This window comes from Limnobacter sp. CACIAM 66H1 (assembly GCF_001601825.1).
Taxonomy (GTDB): Bacteria; Pseudomonadota; Gammaproteobacteria; order Burkholderiales; family Burkholderiaceae_B; genus Limnobacter.
Genome location: NZ_LUJK01000019.1, coordinates 1 through 20,168, shown reverse-complemented (window position 1 = coordinate 20,168; position 20,168 = coordinate 1). Strand labels below are relative to the sequence as shown.

General features: G+C 54.1%; 17 protein-coding genes. 7 read left to right on the top strand and 10 right to left on the bottom strand.

The annotated features are described in order from the left end of the window. Positions 1-5: 5 nt before the first annotated feature. The 5 genes from A0129_RS07385 to A0129_RS07365 all read right to left on the bottom strand — a co-directional run bounded on the left by A0129_RS07385 (position 6) and on the right by A0129_RS07365 (position 9,207). Positions 6-1,118 (bottom strand): hypothetical protein, encoded by a 1,113-nt coding sequence (locus tag A0129_RS07385; protein WP_291713784.1) that lies wholly within the window; start codon positions 1,116-1,118, stop codon positions 6-8. Further along, on the bottom strand, positions 1,105-3,516 hold the full coding sequence (locus A0129_RS07380; RefSeq protein WP_291713782.1) for a hypothetical protein: 2,412 nt from the start codon (positions 3,514-3,516) through the stop codon (positions 1,105-1,107). Before A0129_RS07380 ends, A0129_RS07385 begins: the two co-directional genes overlap by 14 nt. A gap of 138 nt (positions 3,517-3,654) precedes the next feature. Further along, the gene (locus A0129_RS07375) at positions 3,655-4,737 is read right to left on the bottom strand and encodes an AI-2E family transporter (protein WP_291713781.1); all 1,083 of its coding nucleotides are present in this window, start codon (positions 4,735-4,737) and stop codon (positions 3,655-3,657) included. Positions 4,738-4,802: 65 nt separating this feature from the next. Further along, a complete protein-coding gene (locus A0129_RS07370) occupies positions 4,803-6,821 on the bottom strand; it encodes a S8 family serine peptidase (RefSeq protein WP_291713779.1) in 2,019 nt (672 codons plus the stop codon). Between the two features lie 139 nt (positions 6,822-6,960). Then, on the bottom strand, positions 6,961-9,207 hold the full coding sequence (locus A0129_RS07365) for a PhoX family phosphatase (RefSeq protein WP_291713777.1): 2,247 nt from the start codon (positions 9,205-9,207) through the stop codon (positions 6,961-6,963). Between the two features lie 208 nt (positions 9,208-9,415). Between A0129_RS07365 and A0129_RS07360 the strand changes: the two genes are divergently transcribed. The 4 genes from A0129_RS07360 to A0129_RS07345 are packed head-to-tail and all read left to right on the top strand — an operon-like array spanning position 9,416 to position 11,485. After that, positions 9,416-9,916, top strand: a complete 501-nt coding sequence (locus tag A0129_RS07360) for a DUF4864 domain-containing protein (protein ID WP_291713775.1) — start codon at positions 9,416-9,418, stop codon at positions 9,914-9,916. 1 nt (position 9,917) lies between these two features. Continuing rightward, positions 9,918-10,274, top strand: coding sequence for an iron-sulfur cluster assembly accessory protein (locus A0129_RS07355; RefSeq protein ID WP_105027492.1), 357 nt, complete (start codon positions 9,918-9,920; stop codon positions 10,272-10,274). Between the two features lie 59 nt (positions 10,275-10,333). After that, positions 10,334-10,804, top strand: a complete 471-nt coding sequence (locus A0129_RS07350) for a helix-turn-helix transcriptional regulator (protein WP_291713773.1) — start codon at positions 10,334-10,336, stop codon at positions 10,802-10,804. Further along, positions 10,805-11,485, top strand: a complete 681-nt coding sequence (locus A0129_RS07345; RefSeq protein WP_291713771.1) for a nucleotidyl transferase AbiEii/AbiGii toxin family protein — start codon at positions 10,805-10,807, stop codon at positions 11,483-11,485. Here the strand turns inward: A0129_RS07345 and A0129_RS07340 are convergent. The 4 genes from A0129_RS07340 to A0129_RS07325 form a co-directional block, all read right to left on the bottom strand. Then, the gene (locus A0129_RS07340; RefSeq protein ID WP_291713769.1) at positions 11,399-13,774 is read right to left on the bottom strand and encodes a DUF6531 domain-containing protein; all 2,376 of its coding nucleotides are present in this window, start codon (positions 13,772-13,774) and stop codon (positions 11,399-11,401) included. The two genes, A0129_RS07345 and A0129_RS07340, sit on opposite strands and share 87 nt — an antisense overlap. Before the next feature lie 124 nt (positions 13,775-13,898). Further along, complete coding sequence (locus A0129_RS07335; protein ID WP_105027501.1) at positions 13,899-14,180, bottom strand: helix-turn-helix transcriptional regulator; 282 nt, start codon at positions 14,178-14,180, stop codon at positions 13,899-13,901. Positions 14,181-14,203: 23 nt separating this feature from the next. Further along, entirely contained in the window at positions 14,204-15,604 is a 1,401-nt protein-coding gene (locus A0129_RS07330; RefSeq protein WP_291713767.1) for an aldehyde dehydrogenase family protein, read from the bottom strand. Then, the gene (locus A0129_RS07325; protein ID WP_291713765.1) at positions 15,601-17,256 is read right to left on the bottom strand and encodes an acetolactate synthase large subunit; all 1,656 of its coding nucleotides are present in this window, start codon (positions 17,254-17,256) and stop codon (positions 15,601-15,603) included. The genes A0129_RS07330 and A0129_RS07325 overlap by 4 nt, the downstream gene beginning before the upstream one ends. A 149-nt stretch (positions 17,257-17,405) precedes the next feature. On the opposite strand from A0129_RS07325, the gene A0129_RS07320 reads away from it, so the two are divergent. Both A0129_RS07320 and A0129_RS07315 read left to right on the top strand, forming a co-directional pair. Next, complete coding sequence (locus tag A0129_RS07320) at positions 17,406-17,651, top strand: AbrB/MazE/SpoVT family DNA-binding domain-containing protein (protein ID WP_291713763.1); 246 nt, start codon at positions 17,406-17,408, stop codon at positions 17,649-17,651. Continuing rightward, entirely contained in the window at positions 17,651-17,998 is a 348-nt protein-coding gene (locus A0129_RS07315; RefSeq protein ID WP_291713761.1) for a type II toxin-antitoxin system PemK/MazF family toxin, read from the top strand. The genes A0129_RS07320 and A0129_RS07315 overlap by 1 nt, the downstream gene beginning before the upstream one ends. 21 nt (positions 17,999-18,019) lie before the next feature. Here A0129_RS07315 and A0129_RS07310 read toward each other — a convergent pair whose 3' ends face one another. Next, a complete protein-coding gene (locus tag A0129_RS07310; protein WP_291713759.1) occupies positions 18,020-19,573 on the bottom strand; it encodes an NAD(P)/FAD-dependent oxidoreductase in 1,554 nt (517 codons plus the stop codon). 164 nt (positions 19,574-19,737) lie between these two features. Between A0129_RS07310 and A0129_RS07305 the strand changes: the two genes are divergently transcribed. Further along, the gene (locus A0129_RS07305; protein WP_291713757.1) at positions 19,738-20,166 is read left to right on the top strand and encodes a DUF4149 domain-containing protein; all 429 of its coding nucleotides are present in this window, start codon (positions 19,738-19,740) and stop codon (positions 20,164-20,166) included. Positions 20,167-20,168 lie beyond the last annotated feature (2 nt).

Genomic DNA, 20,168 nt, shown 5'->3' with positions numbered 1-20,168 from the left:
CGATTTTACAGCTTGGCCAGCCAAAAAAACTGCAAGTACTCCACTCGGCGACTTTCATCACTCAAGGTATCGAACCCAAACTTGACCCCGCCATGTTTGAAGTACGCCGCAAAATCGAATGCCTCGAAGTGCGTTTCATAGCCCACAGTGATACCTTCGAGCCAAGGGAAAGGTTGCTGCCAGCCCGCGCTCAGGCGGGGTAAAACCAAGCCGTTGATGTGTTTGACATCAAAACCGAGTTGGTGAACATGTGCTGCGCCTGTGGAGTAAAGCCCACCGACGTGGGTTTTGACAGGCAAGCTGAAGGTGTAGTTTTCTCGACTATTGCGCCCCTGAATGGCTGAGTTGTAGTTGAGGAAACCATCAGAATCGAACTGATTGACATTGCTGTTGATGGTTTGGACAGTGGTGGGGGTACTGTCAATTTCATTGCTATTAAACAGGTTCTGAACGTTGGCAAACATCAGAATATTGGGCCTGGCCTGCCATTGCACAGCCAGGTCCAGGGCGTAACCCAGGCCACTTGGGCTAGGACCAGCAGGAAACTGAAAATCGGCTTCCGTGTCGCGCTCTACGGTATTGACATTGATGTCGTAGCTGCCATCTGCGCGAGCCGCAGCGAAGCCTTTGGCCTGAATTTCACGGTACCGGTCGATGTTGTAAACCCGAAATGCAGGTGATATTTCAACACTCGGCAACTTCAGGGTTTTGGCGAAACTTAAACCAGTGTGTTCAATTCCATAACCATCGAAATCAACCGCGTAAGCGCGATTGGTGTTGGGTGGTACGCGTGCATTAATGTCGGCGTAAAGCTGACCGGTTTCTCGGCCTGCATTGATAAAAATTTCCTGCCGCTTGTAGGCTTGCAAGGTAAACCCATTTCGACTGGCTTGCAGATATGCAGCATTCTCGGCCAGGCCAAATACCTGGCTGTGCCTCGGGCTGTACCCGGTGAATTGATCGTCGAACTGATCAATTGATGTTGCGTTGTTGGCCTGATAGGTTTGACCACTGAATTCGAGCAGGTACTGCCCGGAATCGCTGGCGCTTGCCGTATCTGAAATAAAAAAGGCCGCCGCCACAGCGGCGGCCTTGAGACTGAAATTAGAATTGTTCAAACGTACCATCCACGTAATTGACCCGGGCATCGGCCACATTGTAGCGTGCCGCCAGTCGACCATCTCGCAACACATCCACGGTTTGCGCAGAGTCAGGATTGAAAGGCCCAACTGTAACCATGCTGGTGGGTGAGCTGATGGTAATGGATTCCACACCCTGTTCATTTCTCGATGCGTTCAGGATTACGGTGGTGCCGTTTTGCTGATAAGTGAATGCCAGTGACCCAGTGTCAACCCCATCCATGGTGTCGTTCAACACCGCGTTGTTCACCTGAAGCTCTACGACCAGCTCCGGGCGATTGGGCAAGCTGAGTGTACCGTCGAACAGAACTGAGGCGGTAGCGGGCATTGTTTCAGTGGCTGGGGTGCCACTGAGGGTTACTGCACCTTCAAACAAGGTATTTGTAGCACTACCCTCTTTCAAATCAACCGCACCCGTGAATTCGATAACCCCTGCATCACTGTCAGCAGAGAAGCTGCCGCGCAAGGCACCCAATTGAGTCTCAATTCGCCCCTGTGCTTCGATTGAACCGGTTGACTCCTGGGTCTCGGGATCCTCAGTGCCACTTACATTGAAGCTGCTCAAAGCAGTGGTAATCGTTTGATCACCAGAAGTGGTAGTGAATGAGCCGCTGCCGACCAAGGTCACACTGTTTTCATCAGGGAACGTGGCGGTAAAGTCGATATCCACGTTTGTCGTGTCAGCAAGTTCAACCGCAGTCGGGTTTGCTGAATCACTAAAATCGAATTCAATGGGCGGAGCCACCATTCCGCTAAATGAACCGGTCATGCTGGTTGTGACACCCATGCTGTCAAAGGTCTTGTTGCCACTGGCGGTAGCCACATTGGCACCCGCAACACCGCCGATCACGCGACTGTTTCCTTCAAGGCTCAGGCAACGGTCAAATGAATTGTCCTGATTGAAATCTATGTCACAAAAACGAGAGTCGCTTTCCACATTGAAGGTGTTTACCTGACCGGAAATTGGTGTCATCAATACGTAGTTTCGCAACTCAAGGAAACCGTTCCCCTGAGGGCGACTTGCGCCGTCGCCAAATACGGTACAACCCACAAATCTGGCATTGTTTGCGCCCGAGGAATTTGCAAACACCACACCCGTGACTGGTTGATCAGGCTCGCGTGTAACAGAAGACAGAACCAGACAAGCGGCAGAGCCGGCAGAAAAGAAAACTGGACGGGAGGATTGCGGATCCTGAGCTGCAAAGAACTGGTGAGTCGCCCAAAGCTCGATCCCCAAAGCCGTAGCCTCGGTGATATCAAACGGGCCAGGTTCAAGACCGGTCGCCTGGCTGGTCAAGCTGTCGGCGAAGTCTGCAAGCTGTGTTTCCAGCGGACCGTTCAGTTCATCGTTATCCAGTGCGGCTGCATTGGACCGAAGGTTGTTGAACAGGGTTTTGACCGCCGCCACGTCAGTTTCATTGAAACCTTGTTCAGGTGTTGCAACCTCGGTAGTTTGAGGTTCATTCGGGTTCATTTCCGCCATGCGAATTTCGTCAGTGGCAGGGTCGGTTGCGGGGTCCACTGAAGCGCCAGTCTGATTGATTGACAGGTTGCTTGAGACGGCACTAATAGCCGCGGTAAAACCTTGAATTTGTGAGCCATCAATAGAAACTGTGGCCTGGTTATTGGCAATGCTCGAGCCGGCATAGGCCATGGCCAGACTGTTGGCTGCACAAATTTGTTTGGCTGCGGGGGTAGTACCTTCTGGGCAATCTGCATCAGCGATTCCTTGGCTGAGTTGCGCCAAAGCAGCCAGCAAGATGGCCTGTTTTTTTGCTTCTGGACTTGCATCAGAACTGGCAGGATCGCGAGGGTTGACGGGCTGGGTTGCCACGGGGTTGAAACCCAAGGTGGTTGTGATTGCGACTTGGGCTTGTTGAACAAGCAAAGGGGTTGCGTTGCCACTGCCCCGGGAACGCTCCACTAGCTCGGCAACAATCGTGGTAAATGGTGTGGCGTTGATGCTGACCGGTTGCCCTGCGTTGATGTTGCCTACTGACTTGATCAACGCGCCGGACAATCCAGTTGCTGGATCTGAACTACCAGTGGCTTCGTTCAGAATGGTGGTCATGCCGTCAGCCGAGATTTCAACAAATAACGGACCTGCATAACTTGCATTGCTCAAGGTGGCGGTGTAGCTTCCATTTGCGCTGGTGCGAATTGGACTTGAAGTGGTACTCAGGGGGTTGCCAGCACCATCAAACAAGGTGACGATGCCGTTTTGAATAATGCCCTTGGCCGCGGCACCACTGACTGTTCCACCGCCACCACCAGAAGAGGCGCCACTGTCGCCACCACCACCACCACCGCAGGATGCCAAGCCAATGCAGACGGAAACCGCAATAGCAAGTTTTGTTAGTTTGTTGAATTGACTCATCTCTCGACCTTTTAATTATTTGTTTAACAAAATAATAATTACGTGGCCAATATTGAATGCGAGCGTCAATTCACACAATCGTCATTTTTGCAGTAAGGGATGTCTCTACGCGTTTTGGAGGATACTCAAATGCGGGGGTCAAACCCACCCCCACCGTTGCCAGTGCATTTTCAAAAATGCATAAGTCACCGGCGCGGTAATCAGCCCCGGCAAGCCAAAAGCCACTTCACCGAGAATGATGGCAATCAGCATTTCAGGCACGCTGGCGCGCACATTGCGGCCAATGATGTAGCCGTTCACAAAATACTCAAGCTTGTGAATGATGAACAAATACATGACCGAGCCCAAAGCCACAAAAACGCCGTAGCGAATGGTAAGGACCAGAATAAGGGTGTTGGCCATGATGTTGCCGGCCGCAGGAATAAGGCTGGCCACGGCGGTGAACATGAGCAACAGCTCACGGAAAGGAAGCACCACATCAAACGCGGGCAAAATGCCGTAAATAAACACGGCCGTGCAGAAAGTGTTCCAGATGCTGACATACACCTGTGCGCCCATCAGCAGCGTGAAGCAGCGTACGTAACGCTCAAGGGTTTCAAGCCAGGCATCAGCCAAAGGCTTGGAGGGCCCACCCGCCGCTGGTGAGGGCACCATGAGCGCCGCGGAGACACCGAGAATAAGGGCAAACACAAATTGCAGGAAAATGAAGAAACTGGCGCCGCCGAAGCTGCGGATGTAGCCCACGAAGTCGCTGTCGTCTTTGCTGATCATGCGAAACAATTCGCTGGGTTTGCCCGGTATGTGTTCCTTAATGGCCTGCGGCAGGCTGGCGGTGACCGAATTCAGATTGCGCAGCGCCTCCTCAACCAACTGGGGGCCTTGCTGGGTCATCGTGGCCAGCACAAAGCGAACGCCGCTGTTTAAACCAATGCCCAGCAATACGATGGCTGCTGCCACCACTGCGGTGGTTAAAAAGGTGGGCAACCAGCCAAACAGGACTCGCATGAAGCGGCCCTTGAATTTGTTGATGTGTGGCTGCAACAGGCGCACAAAGCCACGGCGGGTAAAGCGGGTAAGGGCAAAAATGGCGAGACCCGCGATGAGCCCAACCCCGATTTTGAGGCTCAACATGCTGACCCAAATGGCCAAAATGCCAACTACGGACGCATATTCCCAACGAAGGGTGGTGTGTTCTTGATGCTGCGGTACTGGGCTGGGCATTTGGATTCTTGGCTGATTGTTGGTTGGGGTATGACCAAGTGAATCCCGATTCTATCCCAACTTTTTCAGGCAACCCCAGCCCTTTGCCGCCAAAGCCCCAATAGCATCAACATCGCCAACAAGCCGGGCAGCCCCAATGCTCCGCCGCCGCCACCCCCACCCGAGCTTGCGGCCACCGGTGTAGTGGTCGACGAGGGGGTGGAAGTGCCTGACCCGCCAGTGCTGGTGCCGCTGCCCCCGGTGCTGCTGGGGGTAAAGGTGCGTTCGTTCACTGCGGTGTTGGCCAAACGAACCACGCTGGTATTGCTGCGATTGGTGCTGGTGTCGGTGACTGTGAGCGCGAATTCAGCAATGTTGCCGGCCATGCCCGACTGCACCTGCAAGGCGCTGGTGCTGGTGCCAGCCAAAACCACCGGGTTGCCAAACACCTGTTGCCAACTGAAGGTGAGGTTGGCATTGCCACCAGCGCTGTTGGTAGACAAAGCCGCATCCAGCACAAACGGGCCATTGCTGGCCACCGCAGCCGATTGCTGGACATTGGCCACCGGCAAGGGGTTGCTCAATGCCCGGGCAGCCTGAACCGCACCGAGCACATTGAGCAAACCCGCCCCACAACTTGTGGGCGTGCAGTCCAAACGCCCAAACAAACCCGTTGAATTACTGGCGTTGGCCGGATAAGGCCGGGCGCTATTGCGCAACAAGGTGTCAATTTGACTGGGGGTAAGGCTGGGGCGCACCGCCTTGAGCAGTGAAATGGCACCCGCCACCATGGGCGCGGAAAAACTGGTGCCTGCGAACAAAAATGCCGTGCTGCCATTGGCGCTGGGCGTAGAACCACCGGTGTTGCTGGCGCCGACGTACAAGCCGTTTGAGTTGCCCGGTGCATGCAGGGTGAGGAAGTTGCTGCTACCACCTTTGGCAGAGTAGTTTGCCAGCTGACCATCTTGCTCGGCTGCCCCGGCAGCAATGGTGCCCGCGCAGTTGGCCGGGTATTGCACGGCCCCGCCGGAATTGTTGCCTGCGGATACCACCACAGACACATTGCGCGCCCTTGCATCGGCAATGGCCAGCGCCACCATGTCGTTTGCAGCGCAACCACCGCCAAACAGAGGTGTGTCAGTGGCGAAACTGAGGTTGATTACATTGGCTGGGTTGGGGTTCACGCCAATGGTGGGGTCCACACGCCCCGAGCCAGTGGCCCAGTAAAATGCATCCACAATATCGGAACTGGTGGCAATGCCGCACCGCCCAGAAACACGCACCGGCAGTACCTTGGCATTCCAGTCCATACCGGCGAGAAATTGCCCGTTGTTGGACTGCGCAGCCGCAACAGAGGCCACGGTGGTGCCATGCCACGAGCTGGTGGTTGAACCATCTGGGCAGTTAAAGCCTGAGGGTGGCGCATCACCGGGATCGGAAGGGTCGGGGTCGCGGCCATTGCCGTCATTCGAACCCGAGTCAAATACAGTGCCGTTTTCCCGAGTGCCGGTGGGTGGGGTCACGTTGCTGACAAAGTCGTAGCCGGGTAACAAGCGCCCCTTCAATTCGGGGTTGTCAAACAAAACACCCGAATCGAGCACGGCAATCACCACATTGCTGCTGCCGCGGGTTTGCTCCCATACATCCTGCATGCGCAGGGAGGCATACGCGCCGGTGTGCATGTAACTGGCTTGGTTGACCGAGTAAGCGCCGTCGTTAGGCGAAGGCACTGCCGTGCGTTGCAATTGAATGTCGGGGCTGGCAAAGCGCACACCTGGCAAGGCTTGAAGCGCCGCACGAATGGCTTGGGGTGTTTGCAAACTGCCCAGCACAGGCAGGCTTTGCATTTCAACCAGATAACTGTCGGGCTGCAACAGCGGACGAACCAGCTTGACCGGAACACCCAGGGTGTTTTGCAAAGTTTGCAACATGCCAGCGGGAGCGGTGCCTTGGGTTTGATTGCCCATATTGACTACCCAGCGCATTGGCGTGGGCGTGGCTGTGGTGGTGGCTGGGGTTGTTACCGGGTTCGCATGCACATTCGCCAATTGCACCAAACCCACCATGCACATCAGCGATGTGGAAACCTTCACATACAACTTCACATCTGTCCCCTGGTTTTTGATAGCCTGCTCAACTATCTGTTCTTACCCTTGAAGCTTCAGAACGGATTCACCCCACAGTGCGTGCACACTGCGGGGTGATTGGGTACTACTTCGTAACTACTGCCTGTTGATTGACCGCTTACTGACCGATCAAGCCCCCATCAATACGTGTCAGCACAATGGTGGCCGAACGTGGGCGGATGGTACCTGATGGCGTTACTCCAGCCGCAGGGTTACCGAAACCACCACCAGCCAGCGGATAAGGCCAGGAGCTGGTTGGATTGGCGAGATCGCTGGTTTCTTCGCCGGGGTGCTGAATGTTGATGAACAGCGCTTTGCCGTCGCCGCTTTCAGTCAAACCTGTGATTTCACAGTCTTTTGGACCCACCACCAGACGGCGCAGTGTACCCACAGCACCCACTTTCGTGCGTACTACACCGGCACCGCCTGCCGTATTGTCCACGTCCACTTCTGCACCGTCGCCCACTTCACCGGGCACGGCAGCCACTAACATACAGTTGGTGGTGTCTGTGAAGGCGCCGTCGTCGGTCTGGATGTACAACACACCTGTTTTTTCAGAGAACCACAGACCATCAGGGCTGGACAGTACGTTTTCTGTGGTCAAACCAGAGAGGTTTACGTTCGGATTGTCGATGTCATCGTCTTCCGCGCCGAACAGGTAGATATCCCATTCGAAGCTGGTGGCTGCAGGGTCACTACCGTCTTCTCTCCAGCGAATGACGTGGCCGTTGACGTTGCCCTGAGAACCCGCATCACCAACACCATCGCCATCGGTGTCATTGTCGAAATACACACGTGGGTTGGCTGGATCGGCTACACGGCGGCTGGTGTTGTTGGTCAATGTCATGTACACCTCGCCGTTGCGCGGGTTCACGCCACCCCACTCTGGGCGATCCATTGGCGTACCGCCTGCAATGTCAGCCAGCAAACGTGTATTCCAGAACTGTTCGTTGGAATCAGTCACGGTGTAGGTAATCGGAGCTGTGCTCAAAGAGCCTGAACCACGCACGGCAGTGATTGTTGTGCCATTGGCCACAGTGGTCAGGTCAATCCACTCACCGGTGAAGTCCGCATCAAACTTCGCAACATACAACTTACCGAAGTCGAGGTATTTGTCGCCAGCTTGCAGGCCACCCATCATGTCGGCGGGGTCCCAGTTGGCAGTCGATACAAACTTGTAAATGTATTCGTAGCGAGAATCGCAGCCCATGTAGAACACCACTGGCTTGCCGGCCTCAACGGGGCCTACCCATGCACCCTCGTGTGCGAAGCGGCCCATGGCGGTGCGCTTCTTGGGAATGCTGTTTGGGCGGAACGGGTCAATTTCAACGTTCCAGCCATACGTATTTGCGGCATTGCGATAGTCGTCAGCCGCAGTTGCACCGACGATTCCTACGTTCCAGCGGCTGAATGGCTCGCCCACCTGACCCACTTCGCTGGCAGTGTTCCAGCCTTCACGACCATTACCCACAGTGGCACGCACGCCATAACGGCGCATTGAAGCCTGTTCGTTGGATGTGCGGGTTCCAGGGTTGCTGTTGCCAAAATAGCCTGCCCAGTTTTCTTCACAGGCCAGGTAAGTGCCCCACGGTGTGTAACCGCTTGCACAGTTGTTGATGGTACCGCGAGTGCGTGTGCCATTTGGCGAGTACTTGGTGACCATGAATGGATTGCCGCGCAGCGGTCCGCTGATTTCCATGTCGGTCAATGTGTGAATGCGGCGGTTGAACAGGCTGTTCTGAACCACGCTGTACTGGCCATTGCTGCCACGGCGTACTTCCACTACCGACACACCGTGAATATACATTTCTTTCAATGCTTCGTTGGCATCGCGAACACCCGCGACGCTCGTGGGGCCGTTCACGTGCAGGAACAAAGGCGTAATGGCTTCATGATTGACCACCAAAAGACCACGGTCGCTGGCTTCTGGATCCCATGCGTTGTTTGAGCCAATGCCGAAGAAGTACATGCCGTCATGGTGATCACCGGAACGGAACTGGAATTCCGAAGGGTTGTTGGCTGCGTCTGAACCGTCGTTCATGTAATCGGCTACGCCCGCGGCAATAGGATCACCCAACTTGTACAGAACCTGGTATTGGTAACCTTCAGCAACGATCACCGAGTCAGCAGTGCTCAAGGATGTTGAACTAAAACCCACCGCGTTGAGTTGGGTGCTGCGGGGCGCACCAGCCACCGCGCCATCACCACCGCCACAACCTGCCAGGCCAAGAAAGCCCAAAGCAGCGACACCCACGGAACCTTTCAAAATGGTTCGACGTGAAGGGTTTTCCAAGTGCTGGTTAATGATTTGCTGGAATGTAGGGCTGGAAAGGATTTCCATTTCTTTTTTGGTTAGTGATGACATCTCGACCTCCGTTTAAGACCCCCGGATTGTCTGGCCGCTGTGTTACATGGATGTGAGTGTTTCTTTAAAGAAATATGTCAGCCTGAACAGGCGCTGAACAAAGCTGGATGCGGGTTTCCGCACAGCGATGTAAAGTGTCTTGTTCAGCAGGACACTTCATGGCACACTTAAACGCCAAGCGATTGATTCCATTGGAGGTAGTGGGTAAATGCCGAATCAAGTCAATGAAGTTCCCAGGCGTAAACAAACCTTGGACAAAGAAAGCAGTTTCAGGCAAAAAATTTGGAAGTTGTGGTTGGTTTTTTTTGCAGCTGGCTTAGCAACATTGTTTACCACCAGCCTGACCCACGCAGGCGATGCCGAAGACCAACAGCAAACCAGGGCAGTGATTGAAGCCCAACTCGAAGCCTTCAAGCAAGGCGATGGCCCAAAAGCCTTTTCCTACGCAACCCCCAATATTCAAACCATGTTTGGCGATGCCGACACCTTTATGCAAATGGTGCGTGACGGCTATGACGTGGTATACCGCCCCGCCTCGGTCCGCTTTGTGAAATTTGAGACCGATGGAATGAATGCACTACACGCGGTGCAGATGGTTGACCGCCAAAAAACGCTTTGGAACGTATACTACGTATTACAGAAGCGCCCGGACGGCAGCTGGAGAATTTCCAGCTGTGAGACCGAGAAAGCGGAAACCGACCTGATTTGACATGACTACTGAAGCAGCAACACCCACTTGTAACATTGCCTTGACCGACGCAGCGCAGGAGAGAATTCTGGACCTGCGCGACAACATGCACAAACCGGCCATGATCCGCCTGTATGTGCAGGGTGGTGGCTGTTCAGGTTTTGAATACAAAATCGACCTCGCCAAAGAAACGGACGAGGACGACATTTTGGTGCAAATCAACCCCTACATTCACATTTATGTAGACCCCGTTAGCGCACCCTACCTGGAAGGCACCACCATCGACTATGAAGCCCACACCCTGGCTTCGCGTTTTGTATTCAACAATCCGCAGGCAAAGAGCACCTGCGGCTGTGGGTCGAGCTTTTCGGTGGAATAAGCGACAATTTGTTTCTGGTTGTATACAAAATTCTATTTTTGTATAGAATGAGAAACACTATGCCAGCCAAATTCAATTTACAAACTGCCACACCGCGAGATCAATTGCTTGCTTTGGGCAAACAATTGAAGCAATACCGCAAGGCCAACAAATTAAGTGCCGAGGCGGTGGCCACTGCCGCGGGTCTTTCACGAACTACTCTGCACCGGATTGAACTGGGGGAGCCCTCTGTAGCCGCGGGCGCCTATTGGGCTGCTGTGGCCGCACTGGGCTTAAGGTGCGGAATTGTGAGTGCTTGCGATGATAGAACTGCACCGATTCCTGAAGTGATCGCTTTGGGCAACTACCCTCAATTGAAATCGCTTGCCTGGCATGTGCAGGGGGCTGAATCGATTACTCCCCGGCAAGCCTGGGATATTTATGTGCGCAACTGGCGGCATATTGATGAAACGAAAATAACTGCGGATGAACAACAGTTGATCGAGCGACTGCGGACGAAGTTTGAACCTGGTTCGAAGGACGGTGCCTGAATGTTTAAACGCATACACCACCAGGCAATTGAACAGGTACTTCGCTTGATGAATGCCGACTTGCTGAAAGCACACCAGTGCTACTTTGGCGGAGGTACGGCAATTGCGCTGCGACATGGGGAATACAGGGAGTCAGTGGACATCGATTTGATGGTGTCTGACCTTGCCAGCTACAGGGCCTTGCGTACATTGGTGCGGGAATCTGGAAACGTGCTGGGGCTTTTCAATGAAAACACCACTTTGATTTCGCAACTTCGAGAAGTGCGTGCAGACCAATACGGCATTCGCACTGCAATTGGACTGGGCCAACACAACATCAAATTTGAAATTGTGCTGGAAGGCTGGATAGAGTTTGAGATGCCCAAACCTACTGATGTAGTGTGCGGGGTTGCCACGCTGAGTGTTGTTGACTTGCTTGCAAGCAAATTGCTCGCGAATTCCGACAGCTGGGCGGATGAAGGTGTGTTCAATCGCGACTTGATTGACTTGGCGATGATGAGGCCAGGTTTTGACGTGTTTGCAAAAGCGCTTGCCAAAGCTGAAATGGCTTACGGCCAGAGTATTCAGCAAGACCTTGATAAAGCAATTGGTAAATTATTGGACAAACCAGACTGGCTGGAAAAGTGCATGCGTGCCATGGGTAAAACCTTGTGCATCAATGCGTGCGGTGGGCTGGCTTAATTTGTCGGCATATTCGTAAACCGTGCTGCGGCCGGTGGGGTCGGTAATACGTTCAAGCTGGCCCAGTGGGCCGTAGCTGTATTCGGTGCTTAAGCCCTCGTGGTTGGTGGCGCGGGTGCATCGACCCAGTAAGTCGTAGGCGTAATAGGCACTGCGCCCCAGCGGGTTGCTTATGCTTGCCAGCCGCCCCCAGGCGTCGAATTGGTAAGTGTTGCTTTGCCCCAGTGCATTGGTTTGCGCTTGCAGCTGGCCTTGCGCGTTGTACAACATGCGCGTGCTTTGGCCCAAGGGGTTTGTTACTTCAAACAACAAACCCAGGTGGTTGTAGCGGTAACGTGTGGTGGCACCTGTGGCATCGGTGTGGCTGGCCAGCAAGCCTTCAAGTGTGTAAGTGTTGCTGCGCACATGGCCTGCAGCATCGATGTGCTTTAACACCTGCCCCTGTGCGTTGACTTCAAACCTGTGCAGCTGCCCAAGCTTGTTGGTGTACGCCACCAAATGGCCTTGGCTGTTGTACTGAAACTGCTCTCGGTGGCCCAGGGCATCCACGCGCTCCAACACCTGCCCACTGCTGTTGTAGCGTGTACAAGTAACGCCGCCTTCAGGGCCCTTTTCAAGCACGGGCAAGCCTTGGGCATTGAATTGGTATTCGGTGCGGGCACCGCGGCTATCCATGGCAACGTTGGTGGTCGTGCCGTGAATACCCCATTCAAACCGGTAGTGGTAGGTGGGTTGACCGCCCACGGGGTCGCCCCACTGGCGAACACAGCGGGAGTGTTCGCCCGCCTGCTCCCATTCAAAGTAAATGTTGTAACCGCTTTTTAGCGTGCGCTGAACCAGCACATTGCGTGCGTTGTAAACGTACTGTTCTTCAAAGCCTGCAGCATCGGTTAAGGGGTGCGCCCAACCGGCCCCAAGCCCTGCATTGAATCCTTGTTCTGCAAGGCTGCTGCGGTAAGTGCGTTGCCAGTTCAGGCCCACCAGGCCGGGCATTGAGCAATCGAGCAATTGCAGCAGTTCTTCACCGTTGATCATGCTGATGGGTTCACCGGCTGTTTTGGTCTCGGCCACTTTGGGTGTGTTTGCACCTTGTGTATTGCTCGCTGCCGGCTTGCCGGGCTCAGCAGGCCTTCCCGCAGCGGTGGTGGTGTTGCTGTTTTTTGAAGATCGGTTGCCAGAGGGCGCACTATCGGATGCACGCAGTTTGGAGGCCTGTGCCTTTTCCAGCGCTTTGGCGTAATTGGCCAGGTGTCGAATTGCAGCCTGGGTAAATGGGCCCACTTTGCTGGCTCCGTTTGCAACCCTGGCACCCACTCGCGCTGCGCCCACTGCAAGGCTGCCTCCAAAAGTGGCCAGGGCCAGCAAAACTTCAATGCCAATGGCCACCACCACCGTGGCTGCATTGCGCAAGCGCCGAAGGTGGGGTACGCTTTCGGAATAGCCGTCCAGAAATTCGAACAGGCCTGTGCGCAACAGGCGATCGGAGCCAATGAGGTTGAACAGCCGCATACCCTCTTTCACGGTGGCGATCATTTCTTGCGCAGTGTTGTAGGCAGCCATGCCTGCACCCACGAGCATTTGCTGAATTTGCGCAAAGTTTGAATTGATCAGGGTTTCCAGCCCGTTGCAGGTGGCTTTTACCGCATTCACAGTGAACTCAACACTGATCTTGATCAGGCTCCACAAACCTTCAATGAAACCCATGGCGGCGGCACCAGCGCCTTGCCCCAAGGCTTTGCCCTCTTCCCACAGTTCGTGAATGCGGTGTTTCACCTTGAACTCGAGGTTTTGTGCGTCGTGTTCGCGCCAACGGGCCAGCAAAATACTGGCCATTTCAACCAGTGCTTTTCCGCGTTCGTGTTCAGTGCTGCCCACAGGGTGAGCCAACAGTTTGGCCTCACTGGCCCAGTAAATGCTGTTGGGGTTGAGCAGGTCTTTTTGCGGGTTGACTGTCAGCGGTATTTTCACCACCAGCAAATCGCCAGTGAATGCGGCCGTTCGCTGCCTTTCGCTGCGGCCCACGAAAAAACCATCGGCATACATGTCGCCCTGCACCAGGCCAAAGTGGGTGAGCACTTTGCAATCGACGGTATCGCCGGTTCGCGTGCGCGGAATCCCATGTAGCATCAGTTCATCGAGTTCGGTGTCGTTGATCGACTCTCGGTGCAGCGCCAACCAGGGTGAGAGTTCGGTGCGTTTGTCGAAAAACGCCCAATAGTTGCCGCGAAAACGCAGCCCCAAACCAGGCTTTACCGATTGACCAAAAACGGGAAGTTGAACGAAATCCATGAAAGCGGTGCTGGCGAATAACCGTGCGAAGTTACTTGCCAGCCTGGATTTCGGCGAATTGAATCAGTTTGGGTGATATTTACCGGGTGACAGGGTGAGCACCCGGCGCTGGATTGGAACGTTGTTAAACGATTTTTGCGTTTCTAAAAAGCTGGTCAACTGTGAGACGAGCCAGGCTGCTTTCATCGCGAGGGTCGGTGGATGAATACATGCTGACTTGCAATGCATCAAGCACAGCGAACAGGCGGTTCACGCTGATCGACCCCGGGTTCTTCTCCAAAGAAGACACCGTACGCTGATCAATACCAAGCCTCTCGCCCAATTGTTTTTGGGTGAGGCCCAATTCCCGTCGGCGCGTGCGAATCAGCACGGTGACATCACTCAGATTTACTTTTTTCAGTGCCATAGTGTTTTGAATCTACTTGGTAATTACAACTTGATGACTGCCATTTTTTCCTGTGTCATGTCGTGCATGGTGTGGCCAATGCCACCAACCCCGTACCCCGACTGCCGACGACCGGCAAATGGCATCCAATCAACACGAAATGCAGTGTGGTCATTGACCATGACCGCGGTGGCATCAATTTCCCGCACACAACGCAGTGCCACTTTTAACTTTTGGGTAAACACCGCAGCCTGAAATGCGACAGGCAAGCTATTGGCCTGCGCAATCGCATCGGTGAGCGATTCCGTGCCATAAACACACACCACGGGACCAAAAACTTCCTGGGTACTGACCTTGGAATCGCGGGGCGGGTTCAACAACACAGTGGGTGCATAAGTTGTGTCACCCAACCTTTGGGCACCACACAACACCTGTGCTCCACCTGCTACGGCCTCATTCACCCAGTGCTCAACGCGCTTGACTTCATTCGGGTTGACGAGTGGACCGCATTCCGTATCGGGCAATATGGCGTTGCCCACTTTCAGCGTGGAAGCCTTGTCAGCAATGGCTTGCGCCAAGGCGGTGGCCATGTCTTCGGGCACGTAAACCCGTTGTACGCTGACACAAACCTGCCCGGAATGATAAAAACCACCCTTGACCAAAGCAGGGATCATGGCCTCAAGGTCGGCACAGTCGTCCACGATAACCGGAGCCACACCGCCATGCTCAAGCGCACAGCGCGTACCCGGCGCCAATTTGCTTTTTAGCCGCCAACCGACTGCACCCGAACCAATAAAACTGAAAAATGCCACTCGGGAATCAGTCACCATTTGCTCGGCCACGTCGCTTTTGCAAGGCGCAAAGCGGCACCATTCTTCGGGCAAGCCCGCCTCGTACAGCATGTTCACAAAGGCCTGGCAACTCAGGGGGGTGGCACTGGCCGGCTTTACCAACACCGGGCAGCCCGTGGCAATGGCGGGGCCCACCTGGTGAACAATCAAGTTCAAGGGGTGATTGAACGCAGACACGGCAACCACCGGGCCAATGGGCTCGCGGGTGGTAAATGCCATGCGGCCTGAACCTGCTGCGGTCAGGTCCATGGGAATTTCCGTGCCGGTGAGGTGGCCCAATTCTTTGATGCACAGTTCAACCCCGTCGATTGCGCGAGTTACCTCAACCTTGGCATCCATCAAGGGCTTGCCGCCCTCGTTGGCAATTTGAAAGGCGAGTTCATCAAACCGGCCTTGCATCAGCTGTGCCGTTTTTTTGAGAATGGCGATTCGCTGGTGCATGGGCAGCCAGTTGGCGCGGGTTTTGTGCAATTGGCTGGCGGTGTTCAACCAAAGATCGATGGTGGGCCAATCGACCAGCTTCACTTCACCAATCGGCTTTAGATCAAAGGGGTTGACTACTTCCAAAACCGCGTTGTTCATGGAGGTACTCATATCAAACACACCTTTGCGGCCAATTCGTCAATCAGCACACGTTTGTTTTCAGAATAATCCACGGGCACGTCTACGATGTGCACGCCCCCGGCTTTGAACGCCTGGTCAAAGGTGGGCACCAGTGCAGCGGCACTTCCCACCCGGTGGCCCGTTGCACCATAGGCCTCGGCGTACTTCACAAAGTCGGGGTTGCCAAACTCAAGCCCCCAATCAGCAAAGCCCGCGTGCTCTTGTTTCCAGCGGATCATGCCGTACGAACTGTCGTTCAAAATGGTAACGACCAGGTTGAGCTTCAGGCGCACCGCAGTTTCAATTTCCTGCGAGTTCATCATGAAGCCGCCGTCACCACAAATGGCCATTACCCGGCGGTCGGGGTACAACATGGCGGCCATCATGGCCGAGGGCAAACCGGCTCCCATGGTGGCCAGCGCATTGTCCAGCAACACGGTGTTGGGTTCATAAGCCTTGTAATTGCGGGCGTACCACAATTTGTAAATGCCGTTGTCCAGCGCAATGATGTCTTTGGCACCCATGGCACGGCGGGTTTCAGCCACCAAGCGCTGGGGAATGATGGGGAAGCGGTCGTCGTCTGCACCTTCTTTAATGTGCAATTCAATTTCTTCGCGAATACGCTTGAAGTAGGCAAGGTCGCACACCACTTTGCCACCAATTTTTTGGGTCAGCTTTTGCACGGAGCGGGCCACATCCCCCACCACCTCGCATTGCGGAAAGTACACCTGGTCTACTTTGGCGGAACGGTAATTCACGTGAATGACTTTCTTTCCACCATGGGCCATGAAAAACGGCGGCTTTTCAACCACATCGTGGCCCACATTGACAATGAGGTCGGCACGTTCAATAGCGCAGTGCAAATAATCGCCATCTGACAATGCCGCAGTGCCCAGAAAATGGGGAGAGCCCTCATCCACCACCCCCTTGCCCATTTGTGTGCTGAAAAACGGAATGCCGGTGGTTTCAATGAATTCTTGCAAAGCCAGCCTGGCTTGTTTGCGGTTAGCACCTGCGCCCAGCAACACCAGCGGCATGCGGGCAGAGCGGATCATGGACACCGCTTCGTTGAGCACCACGTCGTCGGCCACGGCATAGTGGCGCTCACTGCGGGGAATGATGGGCGCAGTGGTTTGTTCAGCGGCAATGTCCTCAGGCAGCTCAAGCAATACCGCACCGGGGCGCTCTTCTTCAGCAATTCGAAAGGCCTCACGTACCAAAGCGGGAATGTTGTTGCCGTGGACGATTTGCTTGCTCATTTTGCAGATGGGCGCAAACAGATTGACCACATCGATGATTTGAAATTGGCCTTGCTTGGACTTCTTGATGGGCTTTTGCCCTGTGATCATGATGAGTGGAAATGCACCCAGGTGTGCATAGGCGGCGGGTGTGGTGAAGTTGGTGGCCCCAGGGCCCAAGGTGGCCATGCACACGCCGGCACGGCCAGTGAGTCGACCATAGGTGGCGGCCATAAAGCCTGCCCCTTGTTCGTGGCGGGTCAACACCAGTTTGATGCTGCTGTTGCGCAAGCTTTCGACCATGTCCAGGTTTTCTTCGCCGGGCACAGCGAATATGTGCTTTACGCCTTCTGCTTCCAGGGCCTGAACAAACAGATCAGATGCTTTGGTGCCTTGGGTCGACATGGTCGCTCTCCTTTTTGGGGGAACGACCAGTGTCTGCCTGTTAGATTTCAATATCAATAACTTTATCCATTCTGGGTAGTAGAGCCGATGTTTTACTTAAGTAGGATTTTATGTTCTACTAAAATTACACTTTCATTTCGGGAACTAGCATGCGCCAAACTTTACGAAAGGCAGGTGGATCGTTGGTGATGACGATTCCAAAATCGTTTGTTGCCCAAAACGGGCTCTCTGAAGGATCGCAAGTGGAACTGATATTGAGCGGAAAAAAGATGATGGTGGAAGCAATGCCCAAGCCAAAGTACAAGTTGAACGAATTGCTTGCAGAAATGCCACAAGAATTTCCATTGGTCGAGCAGTGGGACGAATTGCAAGAAACTGGTTTGGAAAAGAACTGATGCCCTACGTTCCTCACCGCGGCGATATTGTTCACCTTCAATTCGACCCCGCCAGTGGACAAGAAATGAAAGGACCACACTTTGGTTTGGTAGTCAGTAGCAAACCATTCAATCAACGCGGATTGGCGATGATTTGCCCCATATCCCAAGGGGCCGCGGCCGCAGCACGATCATTCGGTACCGTGGTTACATTGATGGGGTGCGGCAGCGACACGCAGGGTGCAGTGCACTGCCACCAGCTGAAATCACTCGATTGGCGAGCCCGCAAAGCTGCAACAAAAGAAAGCGTGCCGCAACATGTTTTAAACGATGTGATGGCACGGCTCGAGGCCATTCTTTTCGAATAGCCACGCCGGTTTGTAAAGCTTTTATGCGGCTTTGATCGCCATCAAACCGGTGCTGATGTGGTCTGTCACCTTCGGCTTCACCGTTTTGCCATTGCTGGCCGTCAGCACATATTCTGCCGGGTTGAAACGTGCAATTCGCATGCGATATTCAGCGTTCAAACCAGGGTACAAAGTGTTGTTGCGGCCATTGGGGCTGAGGTACCAGCTTGCGCAACCGCTTTTCCACACCGTGTGTTCGCTGCGGAAATCCATGGTATTTACAAACTTCTGTTCCACCTCGGGCTTCACAGAAATGGCTTTCAGCTTGCGCTTTTGGCGCAACTTGATGGCCTGAATCACATAGCCAATTTGCGCTTCCGCATAGGCAATCACAGAGGTGTGGCCAGGGCCAGTAAACGGACCCACGAGGAAGTACAGGTTGGGGAAACCAGCAGTTGAAATGCCTTGATAAGCTTCGGAACCATCTTTCCACTTCTCATTCAGACTGGCGCCACCGATACCCTTGGCATCAATCGGTGAACCCGTGTGGCGCACTTCATAGCCAGTGGCGTAAATGATCACGTCGAGTTCGTGTTCGACACCGTCGGCGGTGCGAATGCCTTTTTCAGTGATGCATTCAATGGCATTTGTTTCCAAATGCACATGCTCTTTTTGCATGGTGGGGTACCAGTCGGAACTGACCAACACACGCTTGCAACCGAACTTGAAGGTGGGCGTCAGCTTCTTGCGCAGTTCAGGGTCTTTCACCTTGCGGGCCAGGTAGCTACTGGCCATTTTCTCGGGCTGGGCCTTGAACATGTCGTACTTCAAAATCAAAAACGGTGCTGTCAATTCATTGAACCAATACACGCCCAGGCGGTTCATTTTCATGTTCAGCGGGGTTTTGCGGTTCAGTGCTTTTTCAGCTTCTTCGATGTTGCGGTCTGGGCGCGGCATAATCCAGTTGGCCGTGCGCTGAAACACCACCAGGTTTTTGACCTTGTCGGCAATGGCGGGGCCAACCTGCACGGCCGTGGCGCCAGTGCCAATCAGGCCAACACGTTTGCCTTCCAGTTCAACGGAATGGTCCCAAGCGGCGGTGTGTACCGTTTTGCCTTTGAACTTTTCGGCACCCTTGAATTCTGCAACCTTGGGTGCGCTGAACGGGCCCACTGCCGTTACCACATTGCGGGCCTGAATGGTTTTGCCATCGGCTGTGGTGATATTCCACAAACCAGCTTGCTCATCGAATACTGAACCAGTGATGCTGGTGTTGAATTGAATGTAAGGGTACACACCATACTTGGTGGCGCAGTGGCGCAGGTACTTGTAAATTTCGCCCTGCTTGGCGTAGCTGTTGCTCCACTCGGCCCAAGGTTCGAAGGAATAGCTGTACAGGCTGCTTTTAACATCGCAACCACAACCGGGGTAGGTGTTATCACGCCAGGTGCCGCCCACATCGTGGCCTTTGTCGAAAATCTTGAAATTGGTTTCACCTGCCTTGAGCAATTGAATACCCATGCCCAGGCCTGATACGCCCGCGCCGACGATTGCAACTTCAAGAATGTTTTGTGCTTCTTTTTTTGAGCTGGCCATGTGGTGTGTCTCGTGTTGTGTTGGTTTTCGATGAGATGCAGTGTAGAGGTTTGGGTGCAACAGGCGTGAGTGTGAAAAGTGACGACTTTGGAGTCAATTTGGGCCACAAACTCACCCCACTGATGCACAATCAATACTCGAAGTAACTTTGCAGCAGGTGATGTATGGAATGGTTTCAAGCACTGACAACCTTGGCCCTGGGTGGTTTGTTCGGCGGTATTCTGGCCTTCTCGGCCTTGTTTGCACCGCTGGTGTTCACCAAATTGCCAATGGAACAAGCGGGGCCATTCATTCGCGCTGTGTTTCCCTGGTACTACCTGTATGTGATCGTGTTCGGCTTTCTCAGTGCCATTTTTGCAGGGCTTTCCGGTAGCGGCTTTTGGGTGTTGCTTCCATCGGCTTTGGTCGGTTTGGCCAGCGTGTACACACGGCAAATTCTGATGCCTCAAATCAATGAACTTCGCGACCGGGAACTAGCTGGGGACACAGCAGCCGGTGCAGAATTCAATCGCAAACACCGGCTTAGCGTGATCATCAACAGCGTGCAACTGCTGGTAGCGGGAGCAACCCTGGTGTACTGGGCATGGAACTGAAA